The 20,606-nt window shown below is 72.8% G+C and carries 15 protein-coding genes; 4 read left to right on the top strand and 11 right to left on the bottom strand.

Features of this window, described 5'->3' with window-relative positions:
• Window positions 1-108: 108 nt before the first annotated feature.
• Both OG357_RS03100 and OG357_RS03095 read right to left on the bottom strand, forming a co-directional pair.
• A complete protein-coding gene (locus OG357_RS03100; RefSeq protein WP_329619630.1) occupies window positions 109-1,071 on the bottom strand; it encodes a TIGR03564 family F420-dependent LLM class oxidoreductase in 963 nt (320 codons plus the stop codon).
• Window positions 1,072-1,193: 122 nt separating this feature from the next.
• Window positions 1,194-2,768 carry a carbohydrate-binding protein gene (locus OG357_RS03095; protein ID WP_329619629.1) on the bottom strand — a complete coding sequence of 525 codons (1,575 nt, stop codon included), beginning with the start codon at window positions 2,766-2,768 and terminating at the stop codon, window positions 1,194-1,196.
• Between the two features lie 329 nt (window positions 2,769-3,097).
• On the opposite strand from OG357_RS03095, the gene OG357_RS03090 reads away from it, so the two are divergent.
• Together OG357_RS03090 and OG357_RS03085 are read left to right on the top strand one after the other, a co-directional pair.
• Window positions 3,098-4,045: a LysR family transcriptional regulator gene (locus tag OG357_RS03090; RefSeq protein WP_329619628.1), complete on the top strand. Its 948-nt coding sequence runs from the start codon at window positions 3,098-3,100 to the stop codon at window positions 4,043-4,045.
• A gap of 70 nt (window positions 4,046-4,115) precedes the next feature.
• Window positions 4,116-5,471, top strand: a complete 1,356-nt coding sequence (locus OG357_RS03085) for a carbohydrate-binding protein (RefSeq protein ID WP_329619627.1) — start codon at window positions 4,116-4,118, stop codon at window positions 5,469-5,471.
• Window positions 5,472-5,549: 78 nt separating this feature from the next.
• On the opposite strand, the gene OG357_RS03080 is transcribed toward OG357_RS03085, so the two are convergent.
• The 4 genes from OG357_RS03080 to OG357_RS03065 all read right to left on the bottom strand — a co-directional run bounded on the left by OG357_RS03080 (window position 5,550) and on the right by OG357_RS03065 (window position 10,335).
• Window positions 5,550-6,950: a GH1 family beta-glucosidase gene (locus OG357_RS03080; RefSeq protein ID WP_329619626.1), complete on the bottom strand. Its 1,401-nt coding sequence runs from the start codon at window positions 6,948-6,950 to the stop codon at window positions 5,550-5,552.
• A 60-nt stretch (window positions 6,951-7,010) separates the two neighbouring features.
• On the bottom strand, window positions 7,011-7,934 hold the full coding sequence (locus OG357_RS03075) for a carbohydrate ABC transporter permease (protein WP_329619625.1): 924 nt from the start codon (window positions 7,932-7,934) through the stop codon (window positions 7,011-7,013).
• The gene (locus OG357_RS03070) at window positions 7,931-8,908 is read right to left on the bottom strand and encodes a carbohydrate ABC transporter permease (RefSeq protein ID WP_329619624.1); all 978 of its coding nucleotides are present in this window, start codon (window positions 8,906-8,908) and stop codon (window positions 7,931-7,933) included. Before OG357_RS03070 ends, OG357_RS03075 begins: the two co-directional genes overlap by 4 nt.
• 116 nt (window positions 8,909-9,024) lie before the next feature.
• A complete protein-coding gene (locus OG357_RS03065) occupies window positions 9,025-10,335 on the bottom strand; it encodes an ABC transporter substrate-binding protein (RefSeq protein WP_329619623.1) in 1,311 nt (436 codons plus the stop codon).
• A 263-nt stretch (window positions 10,336-10,598) separates the two neighbouring features.
• Here OG357_RS03065 and OG357_RS03060 point away from each other — a divergent pair, with 263 nt between their 5' ends.
• Window positions 10,599-13,415, top strand: coding sequence for a glycosyl hydrolase (locus OG357_RS03060; protein WP_329619622.1), 2,817 nt, complete (start codon window positions 10,599-10,601; stop codon window positions 13,413-13,415).
• Between the two features lie 65 nt (window positions 13,416-13,480).
• Here the strand turns inward: OG357_RS03060 and OG357_RS03055 are convergent, their stop codons facing one another.
• Window positions 13,481-14,506: a LacI family DNA-binding transcriptional regulator gene (locus tag OG357_RS03055; RefSeq protein WP_329619621.1), complete on the bottom strand. Its 1,026-nt coding sequence runs from the start codon at window positions 14,504-14,506 to the stop codon at window positions 13,481-13,483.
• Window positions 14,507-14,744: 238 nt separating this feature from the next.
• On the opposite strand from OG357_RS03055, the gene OG357_RS03050 reads away from it, so the two are divergent.
• On the top strand, window positions 14,745-15,551 hold the full coding sequence (locus tag OG357_RS03050) for a hypothetical protein (protein WP_329619620.1): 807 nt from the start codon (window positions 14,745-14,747) through the stop codon (window positions 15,549-15,551).
• A 67-nt stretch (window positions 15,552-15,618) separates the two neighbouring features.
• On the opposite strand, the gene OG357_RS03045 is transcribed toward OG357_RS03050, so the two are convergent.
• The 4 genes from OG357_RS03045 to OG357_RS03030 form a co-directional block, all read right to left on the bottom strand.
• A complete protein-coding gene (locus OG357_RS03045; RefSeq protein ID WP_329619619.1) occupies window positions 15,619-16,965 on the bottom strand; it encodes an amidohydrolase family protein in 1,347 nt (448 codons plus the stop codon).
• A 160-nt stretch (window positions 16,966-17,125) separates the two neighbouring features.
• The gene (locus OG357_RS03040; protein WP_329619618.1) at window positions 17,126-17,803 is read right to left on the bottom strand and encodes a GntR family transcriptional regulator; all 678 of its coding nucleotides are present in this window, start codon (window positions 17,801-17,803) and stop codon (window positions 17,126-17,128) included.
• A 35-nt stretch (window positions 17,804-17,838) separates the two neighbouring features.
• Window positions 17,839-18,834 carry a LacI family DNA-binding transcriptional regulator gene (locus OG357_RS03035; RefSeq protein WP_317601633.1) on the bottom strand — a complete coding sequence of 332 codons (996 nt, stop codon included), beginning with the start codon at window positions 18,832-18,834 and terminating at the stop codon, window positions 17,839-17,841.
• Window positions 18,831-20,606: a glycoside hydrolase family 36 protein gene (locus tag OG357_RS03030; RefSeq protein WP_329619617.1), complete on the bottom strand. Its 1,776-nt coding sequence runs from the start codon at window positions 20,604-20,606 to the stop codon at window positions 18,831-18,833. The genes OG357_RS03035 and OG357_RS03030 overlap by 4 nt, the downstream gene beginning before the upstream one ends.

Here is a 20,606-nt window from a genome sequence, read left to right as displayed (position 1 = left end):
GGGAGTACGCGCCGCAGGATGTGGTCGCCGCCGACACCCTCCTGGTCGGGGACTCTGGCGGGACCGGACCGTACGAGGGGTGTGCGCAGGGGTGGGGCCGGCGGGGCTTCATCCCTGCGTGCCGGACTCCCCATCCTTGGTTCCGTACTCGCTCGACAGCTCGCCGAGGAGTTTCCACGTACGGCTGCGGTCCGCGTCGCCGCCCAGGTGCGTCGCCGTGAACACCACCTCCGTCGCCCCCGCTTCGCGGTAGCGCCGCACCTCGGCGGCGACGGTCTCCTCGTCGCCGATCACCGCCAGGTCGGCGGCCCGCGTGCCGCCGGAGCGTGCGATGACACGCTGGTAGGAGGGGATCCCGTCGAAGAGCGAGAGAGCTTCCACCGCTTCCGCCCGTACGGCCTCGACGTCGGCGGTGACGACGCCGGGGACGATGGCCACGATCCGGGGTGCCGGCCTGCCCGCCGCCGCCGCGGCGGCGGTGACGGCGGGGACGATGTCCTCGGCGAGCGCGCGCGGCCCGGCCAGGAACGGCAGGATGCCGTCGGCGAGTTCACCGCTGACCCGCAGGGCCTGCGGCCCCATCGCGGCGACGAGGAGAGGTACCGGCGGCTCGGCCCCGGGCACGGACGCCGGCCACGGTGTCGTGGCCGTGAGCAGCTCGCCGTGAAAGTCCGCGGAGCCCGTCTCGACCAGGCCGCGCAGGGCGGTGAGGAACTCCCGGAGCAGCAGGACGGGCCGCTCGTACGGAATGCCGAACCCCTCCTCCGTCAGGTGCTTGGTGCCGAGGGCGAGTCCGAGGTGGTAGCGCCCGCCGGTGGCCGCCTGTGCGGTCTGCGCCTGACTGGAGACGATGAGCGGGTGGCGGCCGAAGACGGGTATCGCGGCGGTCCCGACGTGGAGTCCGGGCACCTCGCGCCCGACGATCGCGGCGAGCGACGGGGAGTCGTACGCGAAGGACTGACCGAACCACGCCGAGTGCAGTCCGGCGTCTCGGGCCTCCTGCGCGAGGAGCACCGTGTCGTCGATCGGGAGCTGGCGGGTGGTCGTGCTGAGGACTACTCCGAGGGTCATGTCAGGCCCAACGGGCCGTCCTCGCAAGGGAATTCCCGCTCCCGTACGACATTCGTGTGTCGGCTCTGTGAACGGCCTACGGGAGCGGGGTCCCTGGCGGGACGGACGGTTGCGGCGGTGGGCTACAGGGTGACCGACTTGCCGCCGAGGGTCACGGCGAGACGGCCGTCCGTGGCGTACGACCAGCCCAGGGCGCCGGAGTAGGCGGAGCACCGGGAGCCGTTCGTACCGGACCAGAACTGGTTGGAGCCGTCGGCGTCTCCGATGGTCCGGTCGTTCGTGCCGGCGGCGCTCCGGCACGAGGTGTTGTTCCGGAAGACCGAAGTGCCCGCGTCGAACGAGTAGTTGCGCTGGGCGTTGTCCACGCTGAGGTTGTTCGACACCGTCATCGTGCCCGGGTTGCTGTTGTACGTGAAGCCGTGCTTGCCGTTGCGGTAGGCGATGCTGCGCCGGACGACGTGATCGACGGCGATGTCCTCACCGCCCAGCTTGTAGCCGTTGCGGTCGCCGCTGGCGTTCTGCGTGCCGTCGGAGAGGGTGCCGTTCTCGTAGGCGAGGGAGTCCTCGATGGTGACGGTTCCGATGGGTCCGGTGTCGGTCTTGGTGTAGAGGTCCCAGCCGTCGTCGATGTTGTGGTGGGCGACGGCGTAGCGGAAGACGTTCCCGGGGCCGACCGTGAGCTTCGCCGCGAAGCCGTCGGCGTCCTCGCCGTCGGAGTCGGCGTTGTCGTGCGACTCCGCGCTCAGGACGAGGTTGTCCGACGGCCACTGGCTCTGGGGCGTGGTGGACGCGATCCGGGAGAGCTGGAGCCCCGAGTCGCGGTTGTAGCGCGTCACGGTCCGTTCGATGATGTTGTGGCTGCCGCCGACGAAGATGCCGTTGTCTCCGGCCCGTTCGACGACGAGGCCGCTGACGTGCCAGTAGGAACCGTTCACGGCGAGCCCGCGGTTCGCGGGGTCCTCGGTCATGGCCGAGAAATTCAGCACCGGCCTCTCGCCGGGGTAGGCGGAGAGCCTGGTGCGGGCGGCGGCCGTGCCGTTCTGGCCGGCGGGGACGGTGACCGTCCGGGAGTGGTTGTACGTGCCGCCGCGGAGGTAGATCGTGCCTCCGGACGCGACGCGTGTGATCGCCGAGCTCAGCGTGGTCGGGGCCGAGATGGTGCCGGCGGCGCCGTCCGTGCCGTTCGGTGCCACGTAGAGCGCGCTGCCCGACGGCGGGGTGGTGGTGCCGGCCGTCTCGACGTCGAGCCGGTCGATGTTCGGCAGGCCGGCGGCGCCGGTCGGGTCGAACCGGACGGTGTTGGCCCCCGCGCCGACCGGCACGGTGAACGTCTTCGTCGCCCAGGTCGTCCACGCGCCCGTCGTCTCGTACGAGGACGACGAGACCGCCGATCCGTTCACGGTGAGGGCCGCGGGCCGCGCGGTGGTGGTGCCGTTGGCGAAGCGGACGGTGAGCGTGGCGGTGCCCGCGGCCGGGGCGTTCACGGTGAACTGCGCGTACGCGCCGGCCGCGTTGGTGCCGTTGCAGAATCCCGAGCCGGTGAAACCGGCCCAGTCGGAGTCGATCGTGCCGGTGCAGACCGCGGGCGAGGCCTCGGCCTCGTAGGTGGTGGTCGCGGCCTGCGCCGTCGTGCCGGACAGGGCGACGAGCGTGCCTGCCAGCAGGCTGACGCACGCGATGACGGGTCCCGTTCGCATCGTTGCTCTCCAGTGTGAGGGGCTTGTGAGGGGCTTTCAGGGGGCGGGAAGCACGGGTCAGAAAGCGCTTTCCGTGGGACGCTAGAGGTCTGCTGTGGACGCGTCAATAGATCTGTATGTGATTGCAGTTCAGTCATATGAACGATGAGCAAGGTCCTGATGGGGCGGTGTCCAGCTCCACGAGCGCGACGACGAACGCTTCGCGATGCTTGTCGACCGGCTCGTCGCGTTCGCCGGCCATCTGGCGGCGCTGCTCGCCGCACCCGCCTGAGGCGCCCGCGTCCGTCGCTGGTCTGGACCTATCGGGGGTGGGGCGTCAAGCTCTCGGTATGGACTTGGAGTTGAGGCACCTCAAGGCGATCAGGGCCATCGCGGACGCGGGCAGTCTCACGCGTGCCGCCACCGCGCTCGGTCTCGCGCAGCCCGCGCTCAGTGCCCAGCTCAAGCGGATCGAACGAGCCCTGGGCGGCGCGCTGTTCGAGCGGGGCCGGGAAGGCGTGCGGACCACGGCGCTCGGGGACCTGGTCCTCGACCGCGCCCGGGTCGTCCTGCCCGCCGTGTGCGAGCTGCAGGAGGAGGCGGTGCGGTTCGCCCGCGAGGGCTCCGGCGGCTACCGGCTCGGCGGCACCCACGGCCCGCTCCTCGGCGGCCTCGTCGACCGGCTCGCCCGCACCGAGCCCGGCTCGCCGGTGACCACGTACACCTCCTGGTCGGAGCGGGAGATCGCCCGCGGGGTCACCGCAGGACGGCTGGACTTCGCCCTGGTCGGCGTCTGCGGCGAGAGCGCGCCGCCCGAGGCGGGACGGCTCGCCTGGACGGAGGTGGCCCGCGACCCGGTGTACGTGATGCTGGCTGCCGACCACCCGCTGGCGTCCCGTACCGAACTCGACCTGGCCGAACTGGCGGTGGAGGCCTGGACCGACGTCCCGGGCGACGGCTGCTTCGGCGACTGCTTCGCCGCCGCCTGCGTCCGCGCGGGCTTCACCCCGGCCTGCGTGTACGAGACGGACACCGCCTCCTGTGTGCACCTGGTCCAGGTGGGGCGGGCCGTCGGCCTCTGCCGGGCCACCTTCCCCGCGACGCCGGGCATCGTGACCCGCCCCCTGTCCGGCGCCCCGCTCGTCTGGCGGCACCTCCTCGGCTGGCACCCCGAAGGGCGCGCGGCCGATCGGGCCGCGACCGTCCTGCACCACACCCGGGCCGCCCACGCGGAGGCACTCGCCCACAGCGCGGCCCTCGGCGCCCCGGGGCATAACGCCGTGGCAGGGGCCGACTGACAACTCCCGCCGCCCCCTTCGGGATCCCTACGGTTTCGGCAGATCCCCCACCGAACCGAGGAGACACCCCATGCTCCGACGACACGCCCGCACGGCGTGTACCGCGCTGGTCGCCGCCGGGATGGCGCTGGCCGGCCTCCAGGCCGGGACCGCCACCGCGGCCCCGGACGGGAGCCCGGCCGCGAAGACCGCCGCCCGGACCCTCGCCGCCGACGCCGCCCAGCCCGCACTCCTCTCCGCCATGCAGCGCGACCTGGGACTCACCCGCCCCCAGGCCCTGACCAGGCTCGCCAACGAGGCCGAGGCCGGCGCCACCGCCGCCCTGCTCCGCCAGAGCCTCGGCAGCGCCTTCGCCGGGGCCTGGGTGGACGGGGCGGAGTCCGGCACCCTGACCGTGGCCACCACCCGCGCCGCCGACGCCGCCGCGATACGTGCCACCGGCGCGAACGCCCGGCTCGTCCCGCACGGCCTGACCGCCCTGGAGCGGGCCAAGCAGGCCCTGGACCGGGCCGCCACCGCCGAGGCGCCCGTGCGCTACGTCGACGTGCGCGCCAACGTCCTCGTCGTCGAGGAGACCCGGGCCGGCGCCGGGGGGCGGCTCGTCGAGGCCACCGGAGTCCCGCGTGACCTCGTACGGGTCGTGAGGACAGACCGGGCACCCCGACCGCTGTACGACATCCGGGGCGGCGACGCGTACTACATGGGGGGCGGCGGCCGCTGCTCCGTCGGCTTCGCGGTGACCCGCGGCACGACCCAGGGGTTCGCCACGGCCGGACACTGCGGCCGCGCGGGCACCACGACCAGCGGCTTCAACCAGGTCGCCCAGGGCAGCTTCCAGGGCTCGGTCTTCCCCGGCAACGACATGGCCTGGGTGGCCGCCAACACCAACTGGACCGCCACCCCGTACGTCAAGGGCTCCGGCGGCGCGAACGTCCAGGTGACCGGGTCGGTCCTCCAGCCCGTCGGCGCGTCCGTCTGCCGCTCCGGCTCGACCACCGGCTGGCACTGCGGCACGATCCAGCAGCACAACACCAGCGTCACCTACCCGGAGGGCACCATCTCCGGCGTGACCCGCACGACGGTCTGCGCCGAGCCCGGCGACTCCGGAGGCTCGTACATCTCCGGCAGCCAGGCCCAGGGCGTCACCTCGGGCGGCTCGGGCAACTGCTCCAGCGGCGGCACGACCTTCTTCCAGCCGCTGAACCCGCTGCTGCAGAACTACGGCCTGACCCTGAAGACCACCGGAACCGACCCGGGCCCCGGGCCCGGTGAACCGCAGCCGGGCGGCACCTGGGCGGCGGGCAAGGTCTACGCGGCCGGCGCCACGGTCACGTACGGCGGCGCGACCTACCGCTGTCTCCAGGGCCACCAGGCCCAGACCGGCTGGGAGCCGCCGAACGTCCCGGCTCTGTGGCAGCGCCAGTGACCCACTGACCCACACAGGGCGGTGACCGGGGGTGCCGCGGCCCCGAGGGGGGGTGCCACGGCACCCCCCTCGGGGTGCTCAGCCGCCGAGACCGCCCCGGGTGATCACGTCCGCGTACCAGCGGGCGCTGTCCTTGAGCGTCCGGCGCTGCGTGGCGAAGTCCACGTGCACGATGCCGAACCGCTTGCTGTAGCCGTACGCCCACTCGAAGTTGTCGAGGAGCGACCACAGGAAGTAGCCGCGCACGTCCGCCCCGTCCGCGAGGGCGCGGTGCACCGCCGCCAGGTGCGCGTGCAGATAGGCCACCCGCTCGGGGTCCTTCACGTTCCCCGACGGGTCGGCGTAGTCGTCGTACGCCGCGCCGTTCTCCGTCACCACCAGGGGGACGCCCGGCAGTTCGTCCCGCAGCCGGACGAGGAGCTCGTACAGCCCGTCCGCGTCCACCGGCCAGTCCATGGCCGTGCGCGGCCCGGGGGCCGGCTCGAACCGTACGTGCCGCTCGGCGCCCGCCCACGGCGAGGGGGACTCGGAGCTGCCCGCCGCGACGACGGCGGGGGAGTAGTAGTTGATGCCCAGCGAGTCGATCGGCGCGGCCGCCGTCGCCAGGTCCCCGTCCTCGACGAAGGACCAGTCCGTGATCCCGGCCGTGTCGCGGACCAGGTCCTCGGGGAGCCGGCCGTGGAAGACCGGGTCGAGGAAGATCCGGTTGCCGACGGCATCGATCCGGCGGGCCGCGTCCCTGTCCTCGGGCGACTCCGAACGGGCCCGAACCGCATGCAGGTTGAGCGTCAGCGACACCTCCGCCGAGTCGGGCAGCGCCCCGCGCAGCACCCGCGCCGCAAGACCGTGGGCCAGGTTGAGGTGGTGAGCGGCGCGCAGCGAGGCGAGGGCGTCGGTGTGCCCCGGGGCGTGCACGCCGTTGCCGTAACCGAGGAAGGCGGCGCACCAGGGCTCGTTGAGCGTGGTCCAGGTCGCCACCCGGTCGCCGAGCGCCTCCGCCATGACGCCCGCGTATTCGGCGAAGCGGTACGCGGTCTCCCGCGCCGGCCAGCCGCCGCCGTCCTCCAGCTCCTGGGGCAGGTCCCAGTGGTAGAGCGTCGCCACGGGCCGGATCCCGGCCTCGAGGAGGCCGTCGACGAGCCGCCGGTAGAAGTCGAGCCCCTTGGTGTTGACCGGCCCGCGACCGGTGGGCACCACTCGCGGCCAGGCGACGGAGAAGCGGTAGTCGGTGACGCCGAGCCGCCGCATCAGGGCGATGTCCTCGTCGAGCCGGTGGTAGTGGTCGGCGGCGATGTCACCGGTGTCGCCGTTGCGCACCCTGCCGGGGGTGCGGCTGAAGGTGTCCCAGACGGACGGCGTGCGGCCGTCCTCGGCTGCGGCACCCTCGATCTGGTACGCCGCCGTGGCGGTGCCCCAGCGGAAACCCGGCGGGAACCGGAGAGCGGTCGGGCTGTCGGGGCGAGCGTCGAGCGCGGTCATGAGGTGGGAACTCCCGGTGGTGAGAGGTCTGTTGGAGAAGAAGTCGATTCGGGACGGGGATCAGCCCTTGACCGCGCCCTGCATGATGCCGCCGACGATCTGCCGGCCGAGCAGGCCGAAGACCAGCAGCACCGGCAGGGTGCCGAGCAACGTGCCCGCCATGATCACGGACTGGTCGTGGACGTAGCCGCCGCCGAGCTGGCGCAGCGCGACCTGGACGGTCGGCTCGGAGGAGGTGAGGGCGACGATCGGCCAGAAGAAGTCGTTCCAGGCGGCCATGAAGGTCAGCAGCCCGAGCACCGCCATGCCGGGCCGGGCGATCGGCACCACGATCGACCAGAAGATCCGGGCGGTGGACGCGCCGTCGACCCGGGCCGCCTCGATCAGCTCGTCCGGCAGCGTCTGGACCAGGTACTGCCGCATGAAGAACACGCCGAACGCGGAGACGAGGCCCGGCAGGATCACCGACTGGAGCTGGTTCACCCACCCGAGCTCGGCGATCATCATGAACAGCGGGATCACGCCGAGCTGGGGCGGGATCATCATGGTGCCCACGGTGAGCGCGAGCAGCGCACCCCGGCCGCGGAACCGGAGCTTGGCGAAGGCGAAGCCGGCGAGCGTGCAGCACAGCACGGTGCCGAGGGTGATCGAACCGGAGACGATGAGGGAGTTCAGCAACGCCTTGCCGATGTCCGCCTCTTCGAGCACGGCCTCGAAGTTGCGGATCAGGTGCGGGCCGGGCACCAGGGACGGCGGGACCTGCGCCAGGTCGGCGTTGGAACGGCTCGCCGCGACGAGCGTCCAGTAGAACGGGAAGGCCGAGACCAGGACGGCGACGATCAGGATCGCGTAGGCGACGGGCCCCGCGTGCAGGGTGCGGCCCGCCCGCGAGGGGCGGCTGCGCCGGGGCCGGGGCACCGGGGCGGCCGGTGCGTCGCGCCGCGCCGGAAGGGGCGGGACCTCGGTGGTGCTCGGCGCGGTCATCGGCCGGCCTCCTTGCGGGAACGGCGGCGCGCTATCAGGGCGTTGACCCCGACGAGCACCACGATGAGCAGGAACATCACCCAGGCGATGGCGGCGGCCCTGCCCAGGTGGAAGAAGCCCCAGCCCTGCTCGTACATGTAGAGACCGAGCGTCTGGTACTGGTGCGAGATGCCGCCCGAGATCGACCCTTCGAGCAGCAGGGGCTCCCCGAACAGCTGGGTCGCCCCGATGGTGGAGACGACGACGGTGAAGACGATGGTGGGCCGCAGCCCGGGCAGCGTGACGTGGAGGAACTGGCGCCAGCGCGAGGCGCCGTCCATCGCGGCCGCCTCGTACAGCTCGTCGGGGATCGACTGCATGCCGGCCAGGTAGATCAGCGCGTTGTAGCCGGTCCAGCGCCAGACGACGACGGTCGAGACGGCGATCTGCGAGGCGACCGTCCCGGTCTGCCAGTCGACGGGAGCGATGCCGACGACGCCGAGGACGTAGTTGATCAGGCCGAAGTCGCGCCCGAAGAGCTGGGCGAAGACGAGGGTGGCGGCGGCGACCGAGGTCGCGTACGGCAGGAGGATCGCGGTCCGCAGGAAAGTACGGCCGCGCATGCGGTAGTTGAGGAGGTGCGCGAGCCCGAGGGCCATGACCAGCTGCGGCACGGTGGAGAGCACGCCGATGGTGAAGGTGTTGCGCAGCGCGGTCCAGAAGAACTCGTCGCCGAGCAGCGCGGTGTAGTTGCCGAGCCCCCGCCACTCCATGTCGCCGGGCGTCTGGAGCTCGACCCGGTAGAGCGAGACGTAGGCCGTGTAGATCAGCGGGAAGACGCCGAAGGCGGCGAACAGGGTGAAGAACGGGGCGATGTAGGCGTACGGCGAGGCCTTCCGCCAGGCCCGCCGGACGGTCGGTTCCCGCCGGGGCGTGGGTAGGGGATGCGGCGGTGCCGGCGCCGGCGGCGGTGTCGCGGGTGCGGTGAGGGTCACGGTGCGGCCCTTCGGGAGGAGTCGAGACGGGTGTACGGCGGGGCGGGGAGCGGGACGGGGAACGCGGTGCCGGACGGGCGTACGCGGGGGAGCGGGCCGCCCGTCCGGCACCGGGATCAGCCGAGGGTGTTCGCGACACCCTTCCGCGCGTTCTCCCACGCCTTCCCGGGAGCCGTGCCCTTGCGCTCGACCTCGCTCAGCGCGTTGGTGATCTGCTGGGCGATGTTCTGGTCGTGCACGCCGAGGACCTGGACGGGGGCCGCCTTCGCCGCGTCACCGAAGATCTTGCCGATCGGCGCGTTGGAGAAGTACGGGTCCGTGGCGGCGGCGACCTTCTCGATCGCGCCGGTGGAGGAGGGGAAGTTGCCCTGCTTCTCGAAGAGCCTGGTCTGCTGCTCGGGCGCGGTGAGCCACTTGATCAGCTCGTACGCCTCCTTCTTGTGCTGCGCGGCCTTCGGCACGGCGAGGTAGGAGCCGCCCCAGTTGCCGGCGCCGCCGGGGAGCGCCGCGATGTCCCACTTCCCCTTGCCGCTCTCGCCGGCCTGGCCCTTGATGTAGCCGAGCATCCAGGCGGGGCAGGGGATCGTGGCGAAGGAACCGGCGGCGAAGGCCTGGTTCCACTGCGGGGACCACTGGTCGAGCTCGGCGCTCAGCCCGCCCTCGGCGGCCTGGACGGAGTGGTCCCAGGCGGCGCGCAGGGCCGGGTTGTCCTCCCAGATCAGCTTCCCTGAGGCGTCGTAGTAGCGCTCCTCCTCCTGCCCGATCATGATCGAGTAGAGGCTGCCGATGCTGTCGAGCCAGGCGCTCTTGCCGGGGGCCTTCGCCTTGTACTGCTTCCCGAGCGCCAGATAGCCGTCCCAGGTGGACCACCGCTTCGCGAGTTCCTCACGGTCCGTCGGCAGCCCGGCCTTCGCGAAGAGGTCCTTGCGGTAGCACATCGCCTCGGGTCCGACGTCCGTGCCGAGTCCGAGGACCTCGCCGTTCTTCCCGGTGGCCGCCGCCCACTTCGCCTCGGCGAACTGCCCCTTGAGGCCGTCCGCCCCGTACTTCTTCAGGTCCTCGAACTTGTCGGCCTGCTGCTGCGTGACGGAGGCGATCCGGCCCACCTCGATGCCCTGGACGTCCGCGAGACCGCCGCCGCCGGCGAGCCGGGTCTGGAGGGACTTCCAGTAGTCGGCCTCGTCCTCCGTGTCCGTCTGCTTGATGGTGACGCCGGGGTGGAGCTTCTCGTACTCGGCGTAGAGCCCGGCTTCCTTGTAGCCGAAGGAGCCGAAGAGGTCGACGGTGATCGTGACCTTTCCGCCCGCGCCGTCCGTGGCCGCCCCGTCCGACGAACCTCCGCAGGCGGCGAGCAGCGCCCCGCTGAGGACGACCGCGCCGAGGCGGACGGCGACGGTGGTGGATCTGGCGGCTCGGTCGATGGGCATGGGGGCCTCCCTTGGCTCCGGGGCGAGCGAGAGAACTGGTTGAGAGCGCTCTCAAGAATGCGGTTGGAGCGTGCCTGCGGTCCGGGTGTCCCGTCAAGACTTGAAGGCGTAACGGCTTGGACTCGGGCCCAACTGCCGTCCGTGTCCCCTCTCTTGACACCCAGGTTTCGAGAGTTTTACGTTTTCGGCCATTCAGTGCGCTTGAGAGCGCTCTCGAAGGCCGTTCCGTGCTCGATCCGTCGTGACGACATGAGGTGCCGTTCATGCCAGCCCCCCGCACCAGGCTCACTCCCCGCAGCCGTCCGTCCCCCCGCACCCGGCCGGTCGCCGTACTGGCCCTGGTCTCCGCCCTCGCCGCCCTGGGACTGGGCCCCGCCGCCGCTCCCGCGGCCGCCGCCACCGTCCCCGTGGGCGCCGGAAGCCACTCCGACACCCGCCCCGCCGGTACCTCCGGCCCCACCACGAACACCGGCGCACCGGTCACCCCCAAGGTCACCGCCGCCGCCCAGGGCAAGCCGGTGCCCACCAACGACTGGTGGTCCTCCCTCGCCTTCCAGCGCTACGGGGACAACCCGTACTCCACCCCCATGTACGGCCATCCGCTCACCTACCAGGCCACCGCCGGCGGCCTGGACATCGGCTACCCGACCAGCGCAGCCGTCGTCGGCGACGGCCGCCAGTACGAGTACGCCCACAAGCGCGACCTGACCCTCGGCCTCACCGGGCTCAACTCGCCCGACACCAAGGCCGACGCCTGGTCCGACTGGACGGTCACCCCCTACTGGTCCGACGGCGCGCGCACCCTGCGCACCACCATCGGCCACGGCATGCCCTTCGTGTACGCCAAGGGCACGGGCGGCGACGCCCGGATCACCACCGCCACCGCCCCCACCGTCTTCGCCGACCAGGGCAACGTCCTCGGGATCACCGTCGCGGGCCACCACTACGCCCTCTTCTCGCCCACCGGCACCGACTGGAACGTGTCCGGGTCCACCATCACCGCCGGCCTCGGCGGCAAGGACTACTTCTCCGTCGCCGTGCTGCCCTCCACGGACGCGCTCGCGACCTACCGCAAGTACGCGTACAGCTTCGTCACCGGATCCACGGTGAACTGGAGCTACGACGCGGGCACGGTCCGGGCCACCTACAGCCTCACCACCGAGGCGAAGGAGGGCGCCGAGCGCGGCTCCCTCCAGGCGCTCTACCGGCACCAGTGGCTGCACACCACCGACCCGCTCACCCCGTACACGTACGTCTCGCCCCGCGGCACGATGAAGGTCCGGGAGTCGGCCTCCTTCACCACCACCCAGAAGGCGGCCGCCACCCTGCCGGGCCTCCCGGGCGGCGCGGGCGTGGACACGGCCCGGCTGCGCGGCTATCTGAACGAGGTCGCGAACTCCTCCGACCCGTTCTCCGGCGCCGTCGACACGTACTGGACGGGCAAGGCCCTCGGCAAGCTCGCCCAGCTGGTGCCGCTCGCCGACCAGATCGGCGAGGGCGCGATCCGCGACAAGCTCCTCGGGCTCATGAAGGGGCGCCTCCAGGACTGGTTCACGGCCGGCGGAGCGAGCGAGTTCTCCTACGACCAGGCATGGAAGACCCTCACGGGCTACCCGGCCTCCTACGGCAGCGACACCGAACTCAACGACCACCACTTCCACTACGGCTACTACGTCTACGCGGCCGCGATCGTCGCCCAGTACGACCCGGCCTGGGCCGCCGACTCCGCCTGGGGCTCCATGGTGAAGACCCTGGTCCGCGACACCGCCAACCCCAGCCGCACCGACGGCGCCTACCCCTTCCTGCGCGGCTTCGACGTCTACGCCGGGCACAGCTGGGCCAGCGGCCACCAGGGCTTCGCCGCCGGAAACAACCAGGAGTCGTCCTCCGAGTCGACCAACCTCAGCGCGGCGCTCGTCCTGTGGGGCTCGGCCACCGGCGACACCGCGCTGCGCGACCTCGGCACGTACCTCCTCACCACGGAGGGCGAGGCCATCGCCCAGTACTGGTTCGACGCCGACCAGCAGGTCTTCCCCGCGGGCTTCCAGCACGACACGGCCGGCATGGTGTGGGGCAGCGGCGCCGCCTACTCGACCTGGTGGACCGCCAACCCCGAGGAGATCCACGGCATCAACGTCCTGCCTGTGACCGGCGGTTCACTCCACCTCGGCGGACACAAGGACGCCGTCCGGCGCAACATCGCCGAGCTGGAGCGCGAGAACGGCGGACCCGCCGTCGAATGGCGCGACATCCTCTGGGAGTTCCAGTCCTTCGCCGACCCGGCCGCCGCGAAGGCCAAGTGGGACGCGGGCCACGCCGGATACACCCCGGAGGCGGGGGAGTCCAAGGCCCACACCTACCACTGGCTCACGACCCTCGACACCCTCGGCGCCCCCGACGCCTCCGTCACCGGGTCGCTCCCCACCTCGGCCGTCTTCACCAAGGGCACGACGCGGACGTACGTGGCCCACAACCACGGCTCCACCGCCCGCACGGTCACCTTCTCCGACGGCAAGTCCCTGTCCGTGCCCGCGCGTTCCACCGCGACGGGCAACGGCACGGGCGGCGGCACGGACCCCGATCCCGAGCCGGAGCCCGGCACCGGGAACACCTTCCAGCTCCGCACCGGCGGCACGCTCACCACGGCCACCGGCGCCACGGCGGGCAGCGACACCGTCCTCTCGGCCCAGGGCGGCAACCACGACGGCACCCCGAACCGTCCGGTCGTCTACGAGGTCAAGGGAGTCAACGGCACGCTCAGGGCGGGCGGTTCCACCGCCTTCCGCCTCCAGCTCGACGCCGGCACGGCCGTCGGTCTGGGCCAGCAGGCCCGCGTCAGCTACGACCTCACCGGTGACGGCACCTTCGAACGGACGGAGACGTACCACTACTTCGCGACCGACCCGGTCACGGGCTGGGAGGAGTACGCCCAGTCCCGCGGCCTCAAGTCCGCCACCGGAACACTCGGCAACCTGACCGGCGGGACAGTCCGCCTTGAGGTGTGGAGCGCGATCGGGAACGGCGACGCGCGCGTCCAGACCGGCACGGACCGGTCCGTGGTCGTCATCCCGTACGACTGACCCGACACCCCCACAGGAGCGGCGGGCCCGGAGACACCTCCGGGCCCGCCGCTCCGCGCGTTCCCTCAGGCCGAGTCGCGGAGCACCAGCGACGTCGGGGTGATCACGGAGCCGGGAGCCGCGCCGCCGGGCCCGTCGAGCAGCCGCATCAGCAGCTTGACCATCAACCGCCCCATGCCCTCGATGTCCTGACGGACCGTCGTCAGGGCCGGCGTGGCCCGCTCGACCACCGAGGCCATGTCGTCGAAGCCGACGACCGCCACGTCCTCGGGGACCCGGACCCCGCGCTCCCGGAGCGTACGCAGCGCACCCGTCGCCATCAGGTCGTTCGCGACGAAGACACCGTCGACGTCCGGCCGCCGGTCGAGGAGCTCGGCCATCGCGCGGGCGCCGCTCTCCTCGGTGAAGGAGCCCTGGCACAGGAGGTCCGGATCCGCGTCGGGAAGGACGTCGTGGTAGCCGTGGAGCCGGTCGACCGCGGACGTCTGGTCCCGGGGCCCGGCGATGTGGGCGACGGCCCGGCGGCCCAGACCGACGAGGTGCCCCACGGCCTCCCGGGCGCCGCCGCGGTTGTCGCAGTCGACGAACGGCACGGCCGGGTCGGTGCCGGGGGCGGGGCGCCCGCCGAACACCACCGGGATCCGGGCCCGGTCGATGAGGGAGGGCAGCGCGTCGTCGCTGTGCAGGGAGAACGCGAGCGCCCCGTCGACGTGCCCGCCGCCCAGATAGCGCGCGATCCGCTCGTGATCGCCCGGACCCTCCACCCACAGCAGCACCAGCTGGGCGTCGTACGCCGTCAACTCCCGGCTGATACCACGCACCTGCTGCTCGAAGAACGGATCGGAGAAGATCCGGAACTCCGGCTCCTCGATGATCACGGCCACGGCGCCGTTGCGCCGGGTGACCAGGGTGCGCGCCGCGTGGTTCGGGACGTAGCCGAGCTCCTCGACCGCCTTGTTCACCTTGTCGACCAGCGGAGCGCGGACGCCCGCACCCCCGTTGACGACACGGGAGGCCGTGGCGCGGGACACACCGGCGCGTGCGGCGACGGCTTCCAGCGTGGGGCGGGACCCCGTGGTCTGATCGGGCAAGGCGGTCGCTCCTCGTCTGCGTCTGCTGAGCTGCGGTCCGACGTCGACCAGGATATCTGTACCGCTCAGGTGTTGAGAGCGCTCCCAAGACGAATGTCCCGGGCTTCCCTGCCGAGGCAGGCCGACCTGTGGGCGCAAGGGGGTGGTCATCGCGGGTTCATGGGGCGGTTGTTCGGTGTAAGGAGCATGCGAGGCGTGCCGGCACCCGGTCGGCCGTTCCCGAAGGGCTGTACCTGACGTGCACCGTCGCCGATTCGCCGCCGCGCTGACCGCCGCTCTCGCCGCACCGCCCGTACTGGCCGCCACCCCGGCCCAGGCGGCTCCGGCCGCCGGGGCGGGGCCGACGTGGGCCGCCGAGCCGGGGGCGGCGGGGCTCGCGCGCCACATGCTTCCCGTGCTGACCCGTGAGCTGGAGGACAGGGCGGTGGCGAAGGAGCTCGTGCCGCACCTCCTCGACGTCGGCTTCGACTGGGAGCCGGAGACGGCGCCGCTGTCCGCCGTGGACTTCGTCGTCGCGTACGGGTTCGGCAACCGGCCGGCCGCCGGGGGCGGGGACCCCGCGAAGACGCTGCCCGAGCCCGGGCCCGTGAACGAGGAGCTGGCCGCGACGGTCGCCCGGATCCGCGCCGCGCGCGACGTCCCCGTCTACGCCCAGTGGGAGATCGCCCGCTTCCTGGAAGCCGACCACGGCATGACCGACGTCGTGGCGATCGAGCCGGTGATCGCGCCGGACGGCACGATCACCTATCTGAGCACGGACGGCGTGGCCGCCCAGGCGGCCGAAGCACGCCGCGCGCTGCCCGGCGGCATCGGCACCGCCTGCGTCGTCGGCTTCCGCGACCACCACAAGCGGTGCGTCCGGACCACCCGGGACCGCGGCATGACCGCGTACGCCCCCAGGGGCTTCGCCATGCCGCACGTCTACGACGCCGAGTCCGGGCAGCCGTGGACCCGCAGCCGGGACCTGTACCTCGTGCACGACATGGCCGCGCAGTGGCAGGTGATCCGGGCGAAGCTGGTCGCCGCGTCCTGGCCCAACGGCTGACCCGGAGGGGCGAACCGGAAAGGGCGAACCGGAGCGGACGGACCGCCCCGGGTGGCGGCGCCCGGGGTCAGCCGAGGAACTCGCCGTTGCGGGCCACCACGGCTCCGCCGTGCACGACCATGTCCCGCTGGGGCATGTCCACGACGACCTGCGGCAGGCATTCGCCCCGTACGAGGACGAAGTCGGCCGGGGCGCCGGGCGTGAGGTCGGCGTGCGCGAGGCCCATGACGTCCGCGCCGCCGTGGGCCGCGACGCGGTAGCAGTCCTCCAGCTCCTCGTCGAGGCGCACGTCCCGCACCCACCCGAGGAGCTGCGCGCGGTGCAGCATGTCCGCGTTGCCGAACGGGCTCCACGAGTCGCGCACGCCGTCGGAGCCGAGCCCGACCCGCACCCCGTGCTCGCGCAGCCGGGCGATCGGCAGCACCAGCGAGTCGGAGGGCGCCACCGTGGTCAGGGCGATGTCCTGGGCGCCGAGGTCGGTGGCGAGGGAGCCGAGTTCGCGGTCCGACAGACCCGGCAGGCAGAAGACATGGCTGACGGTGACCTTGCCGGCGAGCGACAGGGCCCGCGTGCGGTCGATGATGCCGCGCATCGCCTTGACGCCCTTCTCGCCCTGATCGTGGAGGTGGATGTCCACGCCGACGCCGTGGCGGTCCGCGATGCCGAAGACCACGTCGAGCTGTGCGTCGAGGGCCTGGTCGAACCCGATCGGGTCGATGCCGCCGATCATGTCGATCGTGCCCTCGCGCGCCGCCCGCTCAAGCAGCGCCGCCGTACCCGGCGTACGGATGACGCCGTGCTGCGGGAAGGCCACGATCTGGACGTCGAGCGCGTGGCGCAGCCGCTCGCGGGCCTCCGCCACACCCTCCACCCCGGCCAGACCGTAGGCCGGGGCGACATCGGCGTGGGCGCGCATCGCCCGGGTGCCCCGGGTGACGGCGTGGGACATCAGCCCGTACGCGCGTTCCGCGACGGGGCGGCGCTGGGCCTTGAACAGCTCGACGTCCTGGGCGACGTAGTCGGCGATGCCGCTTGCGGGGCGCCGCGACACCCAGGAGCCGCCCCAGGTCGTCTTGTCGGGGTGGATGTGCGCGTCCACGAGCGAGGGCAGCGCGATCCGGCCGCCGCCCTCGACGACCTTCGCGCCGCGCGGCGCCGGGCCCTTCGTGATTCGGCCGTCCACGACGACGAGGTCGGTGGCCTTCGCCGCGCCGAACGGGCGGACGTTCCGGAAGACCACGGCCTTGTCGCGGCGGCCCGCGGCGCCGGACACGGCGGCCTCGGAGTGCGACGGGGCCGCGGCGTGGGCGGAGGTCGCGGTGGCGGCCATCGCGGCCGTCGTACCGGCCAGGGCGGCGGCACCGGCGAGCATCGTGCGGCGGGAGAGGGCGGAGGGGGTGGCTTCGACACGCATGGGAGCTCCTTGGGGAGAGGGCCGATGGGCTCCCCGTTTTTGTATACCAAGTGAAAGGCGCCGAACAAGGGTGTGATCGGGAGACGACGAAATCCGCACGTCACGACGTTCGTGCACGTCGGCGGGATGGCGTCCAGTCCATCTTGGTATACAAATACTCTCAGGAGTCGCCGAAGAGGGAGCGTAGCGCGACGGCCCTGCTGTCCCGTACGTGCAGCAGCGTGCTCGCCGCCGCGGCCTCCGCGTCCCCGGCGGCGATGTGCCGGAACATCTCGGCGTGCTGGGCCCGCATGTGCGCGGGCTCCTCGCGCAGTCCGAACACCAGTCTCAGCTGCCAGCTCAGCTGCTCCATGGTGCGGGCGAGCAGCGGATTGCCCGCCAGTTCCACGATGCCCTCGTGGAACGCCGTGTGGGCGGCCACCTCGCGCGTGCCCTCGCCCGCCGCTGCCGCCGACTCGGCCTGCCGGAGCGTCGCCTCCAGTGCGGCGAGCTGCTCGGCGCCGCCCGCCGCCAGGGCCCCCGCGGCCAGGGCCCGCGCCGCGAGCCGCGACGCCTGGACCGCGAGCGGCTCCCAGACCTCGTACAAGTGCTCCACGTCGACGCGTTCGAGTCGCCGCACCCGCACCCCGCTGTGCGGGAGCAGTTCGAGGAGGCCCTCGGCGACGAGCGCGCGCAGCGCCTCCCGCACGGGCACGCGGGACATGCCGAGCTCCTCGGCGACCTCGCGCTCGACGAGCCGTGCGCCCTGCGCGTACCGCCGGTCGACGATGCGCTGCAACACGGCCTCACGCGCCCGCGCGCTGAGCGAGGCCGCTCCGGCCTTGCCGGTCTCCGTCACTGGCCGAGTCCCTTTCCGTTCGGCGCCCGGCGCCCCTACGGGGCCGCGGGGCCCGTCGAGGCGCGGATGACGAGCTCCGGGTCGAAGAGGAGCTCGCCCGTGGGGACCTCGCGGTTGCTGACCAGGGCCAGGACGCTGCGGCCCACCTCCAGGGCGAGACGGTCGGCGGGCTGGCGGACCGTGGTCAGGGCCGGATCGGTGAACTCGGTGACCGTCGACCCGTCGTAACCCACCACCGACACGTCACCCGGCACGGACAGACCCTGGCGGCGGATCCCGCGCACGGCGCCCAGGGCCATGAAGTCGCTGGCCGCGACGATCCCGGTGGCACCGAGGCCGACGAGGGCCGAGGCCGCGGCCTGCCCGCCCTCCACGCTGTAGGACTGGCGGACGACCCAGCCCTCCGCACCGTCGATGCCGCGCCGGCCCATGGCCTCGACGAAGCCCCGCACCCGCCGGTCGGCGGGCCGGTTCCCCGCAGGGCCCGACGCCATGCCGATGCGCCGGTGGCCCAGGCGGTGGAGGTGGTCCACGGCCAGTTCGGCGGCGAGCGCGTCGTCCGTGGAGAAGACCGGGGCCGGCACGCCGTCCGCGAACTCGCCGTTGATCCCGACGTACGGGACGCGGCGCTGCCGCAGCAGTTCGTAGCCGTCCGTGTCCGCGCCCTCCACCGTGTTGGACGCGGAGAGGAAGACGACGGCCGCGACGCCCTTGTCGACGAGGGAGGTGAGGAAGTCCAACTCCTGGACGCCGCCGGGGAAGACGGGGCAGAGCACGGTCTTGAGACCGTGCGGGGCGAGCGCCGACTCGATCCGCTCGGCGACGTCGGCGAAGAACGGGTTGGAGACGAACTCCGTCACCACCGCGACCAGTTGCCCCTGCGTGACCCGCTCGTAGCCGAGCTCGGCCATCGCCTGCTCGACCGCCTCGCGGGTCTTCTTCGACACGCCCTGCCGCCGGTTGATCACCCGACTGACGGTGGCCTCGCTGACCTGTGCGTGGGCTGCGACGTCGGTGATGCCGACCTTCATCGCGGTCCTTCCGTGAGTACGAGCGAAACCAGACCGCCACGCGGGACGGCCAGGGAGTGGGGCCCCTCCGGCAGGTGCGACAGCGGATCATTCATCATACGGCCGTCCGGCCCGTGGACCCTGGCGGCCACCCGGCCACCGCCGCCGGTGACCTCCACCATCAGCCGGTCCCGGTCCGAGCCGTTGACGAGGTGGAAGCGGCGGTACGCGGCGAAGTCGAGCTCCACCACCCGGTCGCCGTGCACGCTCACCAGACACTCGTCGCCACGCGCCGCCACCACCAGCGGGTACAGCTCGTCCGGCCGTCCCGGCTCCACGTCCCCGTCGAGCAGCACCTCCCGGTGCAGGTGCCAGCGCCCGAGCCAGAACCGCACGGCGGCCAGGTGTTCCGGCGGCGCCCCGTCCAGGCGTACGGAGATCTGCGGCACCGCGTGCAGGGACCCGATCAGCTGGCGGGCCACCGTTTCGACCGGCGCGGAGCGCGACCACATCACCATGTCGGAGTGGACGGCCCCGCCCACCGCGAGGAGCGAGGTGTCGAGAGTCCGCACCCGGTTGGCGGTCGCGTCCGCTGGGCAGTCGTAGGAGCGCAGCATGTTCCCGAACGGCGTCATGCCGGGACCCACGTACGGCTGGCGCAGTTCGAGCAGCAGCTCGGGCCGTACGGCCTCCAGGGCCCGGCGCACCTCCGTGAGCAGCACGGTCATCGCCCGGCCGACGTCCCCGGCGCCGTCGCCCGCGTAGACCGCCGCCTCGTCGAGGAAGTCCAGCTTGAGGCCGTCGACACCGTACTCGCGCACGAGGGAGACGCACAGATCGACGACGTGCCGGCGCACGTCGGGGCGGCGCGGGTCGAGCACGGAGGCGCCCGGCACGGTGGCCGGGGCGGGCGCCGCGGACGCCCAGTGGTCGTGGCGGTCGGCCTCCGGACCGAGCAGCAGCGGCGCCACCCAGAGCAGATAGCGCAGCCCCCGGTCGCGCACCCGGGCCACATGCCCGGCGAGGTCGGGGAACTTGGCGGGGTCCGGCTCCCAGTCCCCGCAGCCGGCGTAGCCCCGGCCGTTGCCGAACCGCTGCCAGCCGTCGTCCAGGATGAGCACCCCGCAGCCCAGCTCGGCGGCCGGCCCCGCCTGCGCCTCCACGGCCTCGGCGGTGACGTCCTGGTTGAAGGCGTACCAGGTGGAGTACACCGGGAGGCGGGCCGCGTCCGGCACCGGCATCGGCGGGTGGGCGGCGGCGAACCAGGAGCGCAGCGGTCGCAGGGCGGCGGCGACGGACGGCGCGCGCGGGACGAGCAGCAGACGGTGCGGCTCCGAGGCGGCCGGGAGGCTCAGATGGACGACGTGGGTGTCGTTCTCCTCCGAGACGCCGAAACGGACCGTGGCCTCGGGGACCGGGTCGGCTGCGGCGAAGGCGAGCAGGGTGGCGCCGGAGTGCTCGTACAGACAGCCGACGGCGGGGCCGGAGACCAGGCTGACCTGGCTGAGCCCCTCCCAGTCGGCCACGAGCGTGCGCCGCCAGCCGCCCTCCGGGTGCCAGTAGCCCGCCGCGTCGCCGAGCGGGACCGAGAGGCGGATCTCCACGGGCACCCCGTCGGCCCGTACGGACAGCATCCGCAGTCCGCCCGGGAGGGAGGCCAGCTCCCATCCGGGTCGCACGCCGGGGTGGCCGGGGGCGAGGACGGCGATCGACACGTCGTCGAGCAGCGGCTCGACGGGGGCGGGGGCCGCGTGCGCGGTGGTCACGACGGCGGGGGCGTGTGCAGTGTGCAT

This window comes from Streptomyces sp. NBC_01255, from assembly GCF_036226445.1.
Classification (GTDB): domain Bacteria; phylum Actinomycetota; class Actinomycetes; order Streptomycetales; family Streptomycetaceae; genus Streptomyces.
The sequence above is the reverse complement of the archived record's forward strand: the minus strand, read 5'-3'. Positions and strand labels throughout refer to the sequence as shown.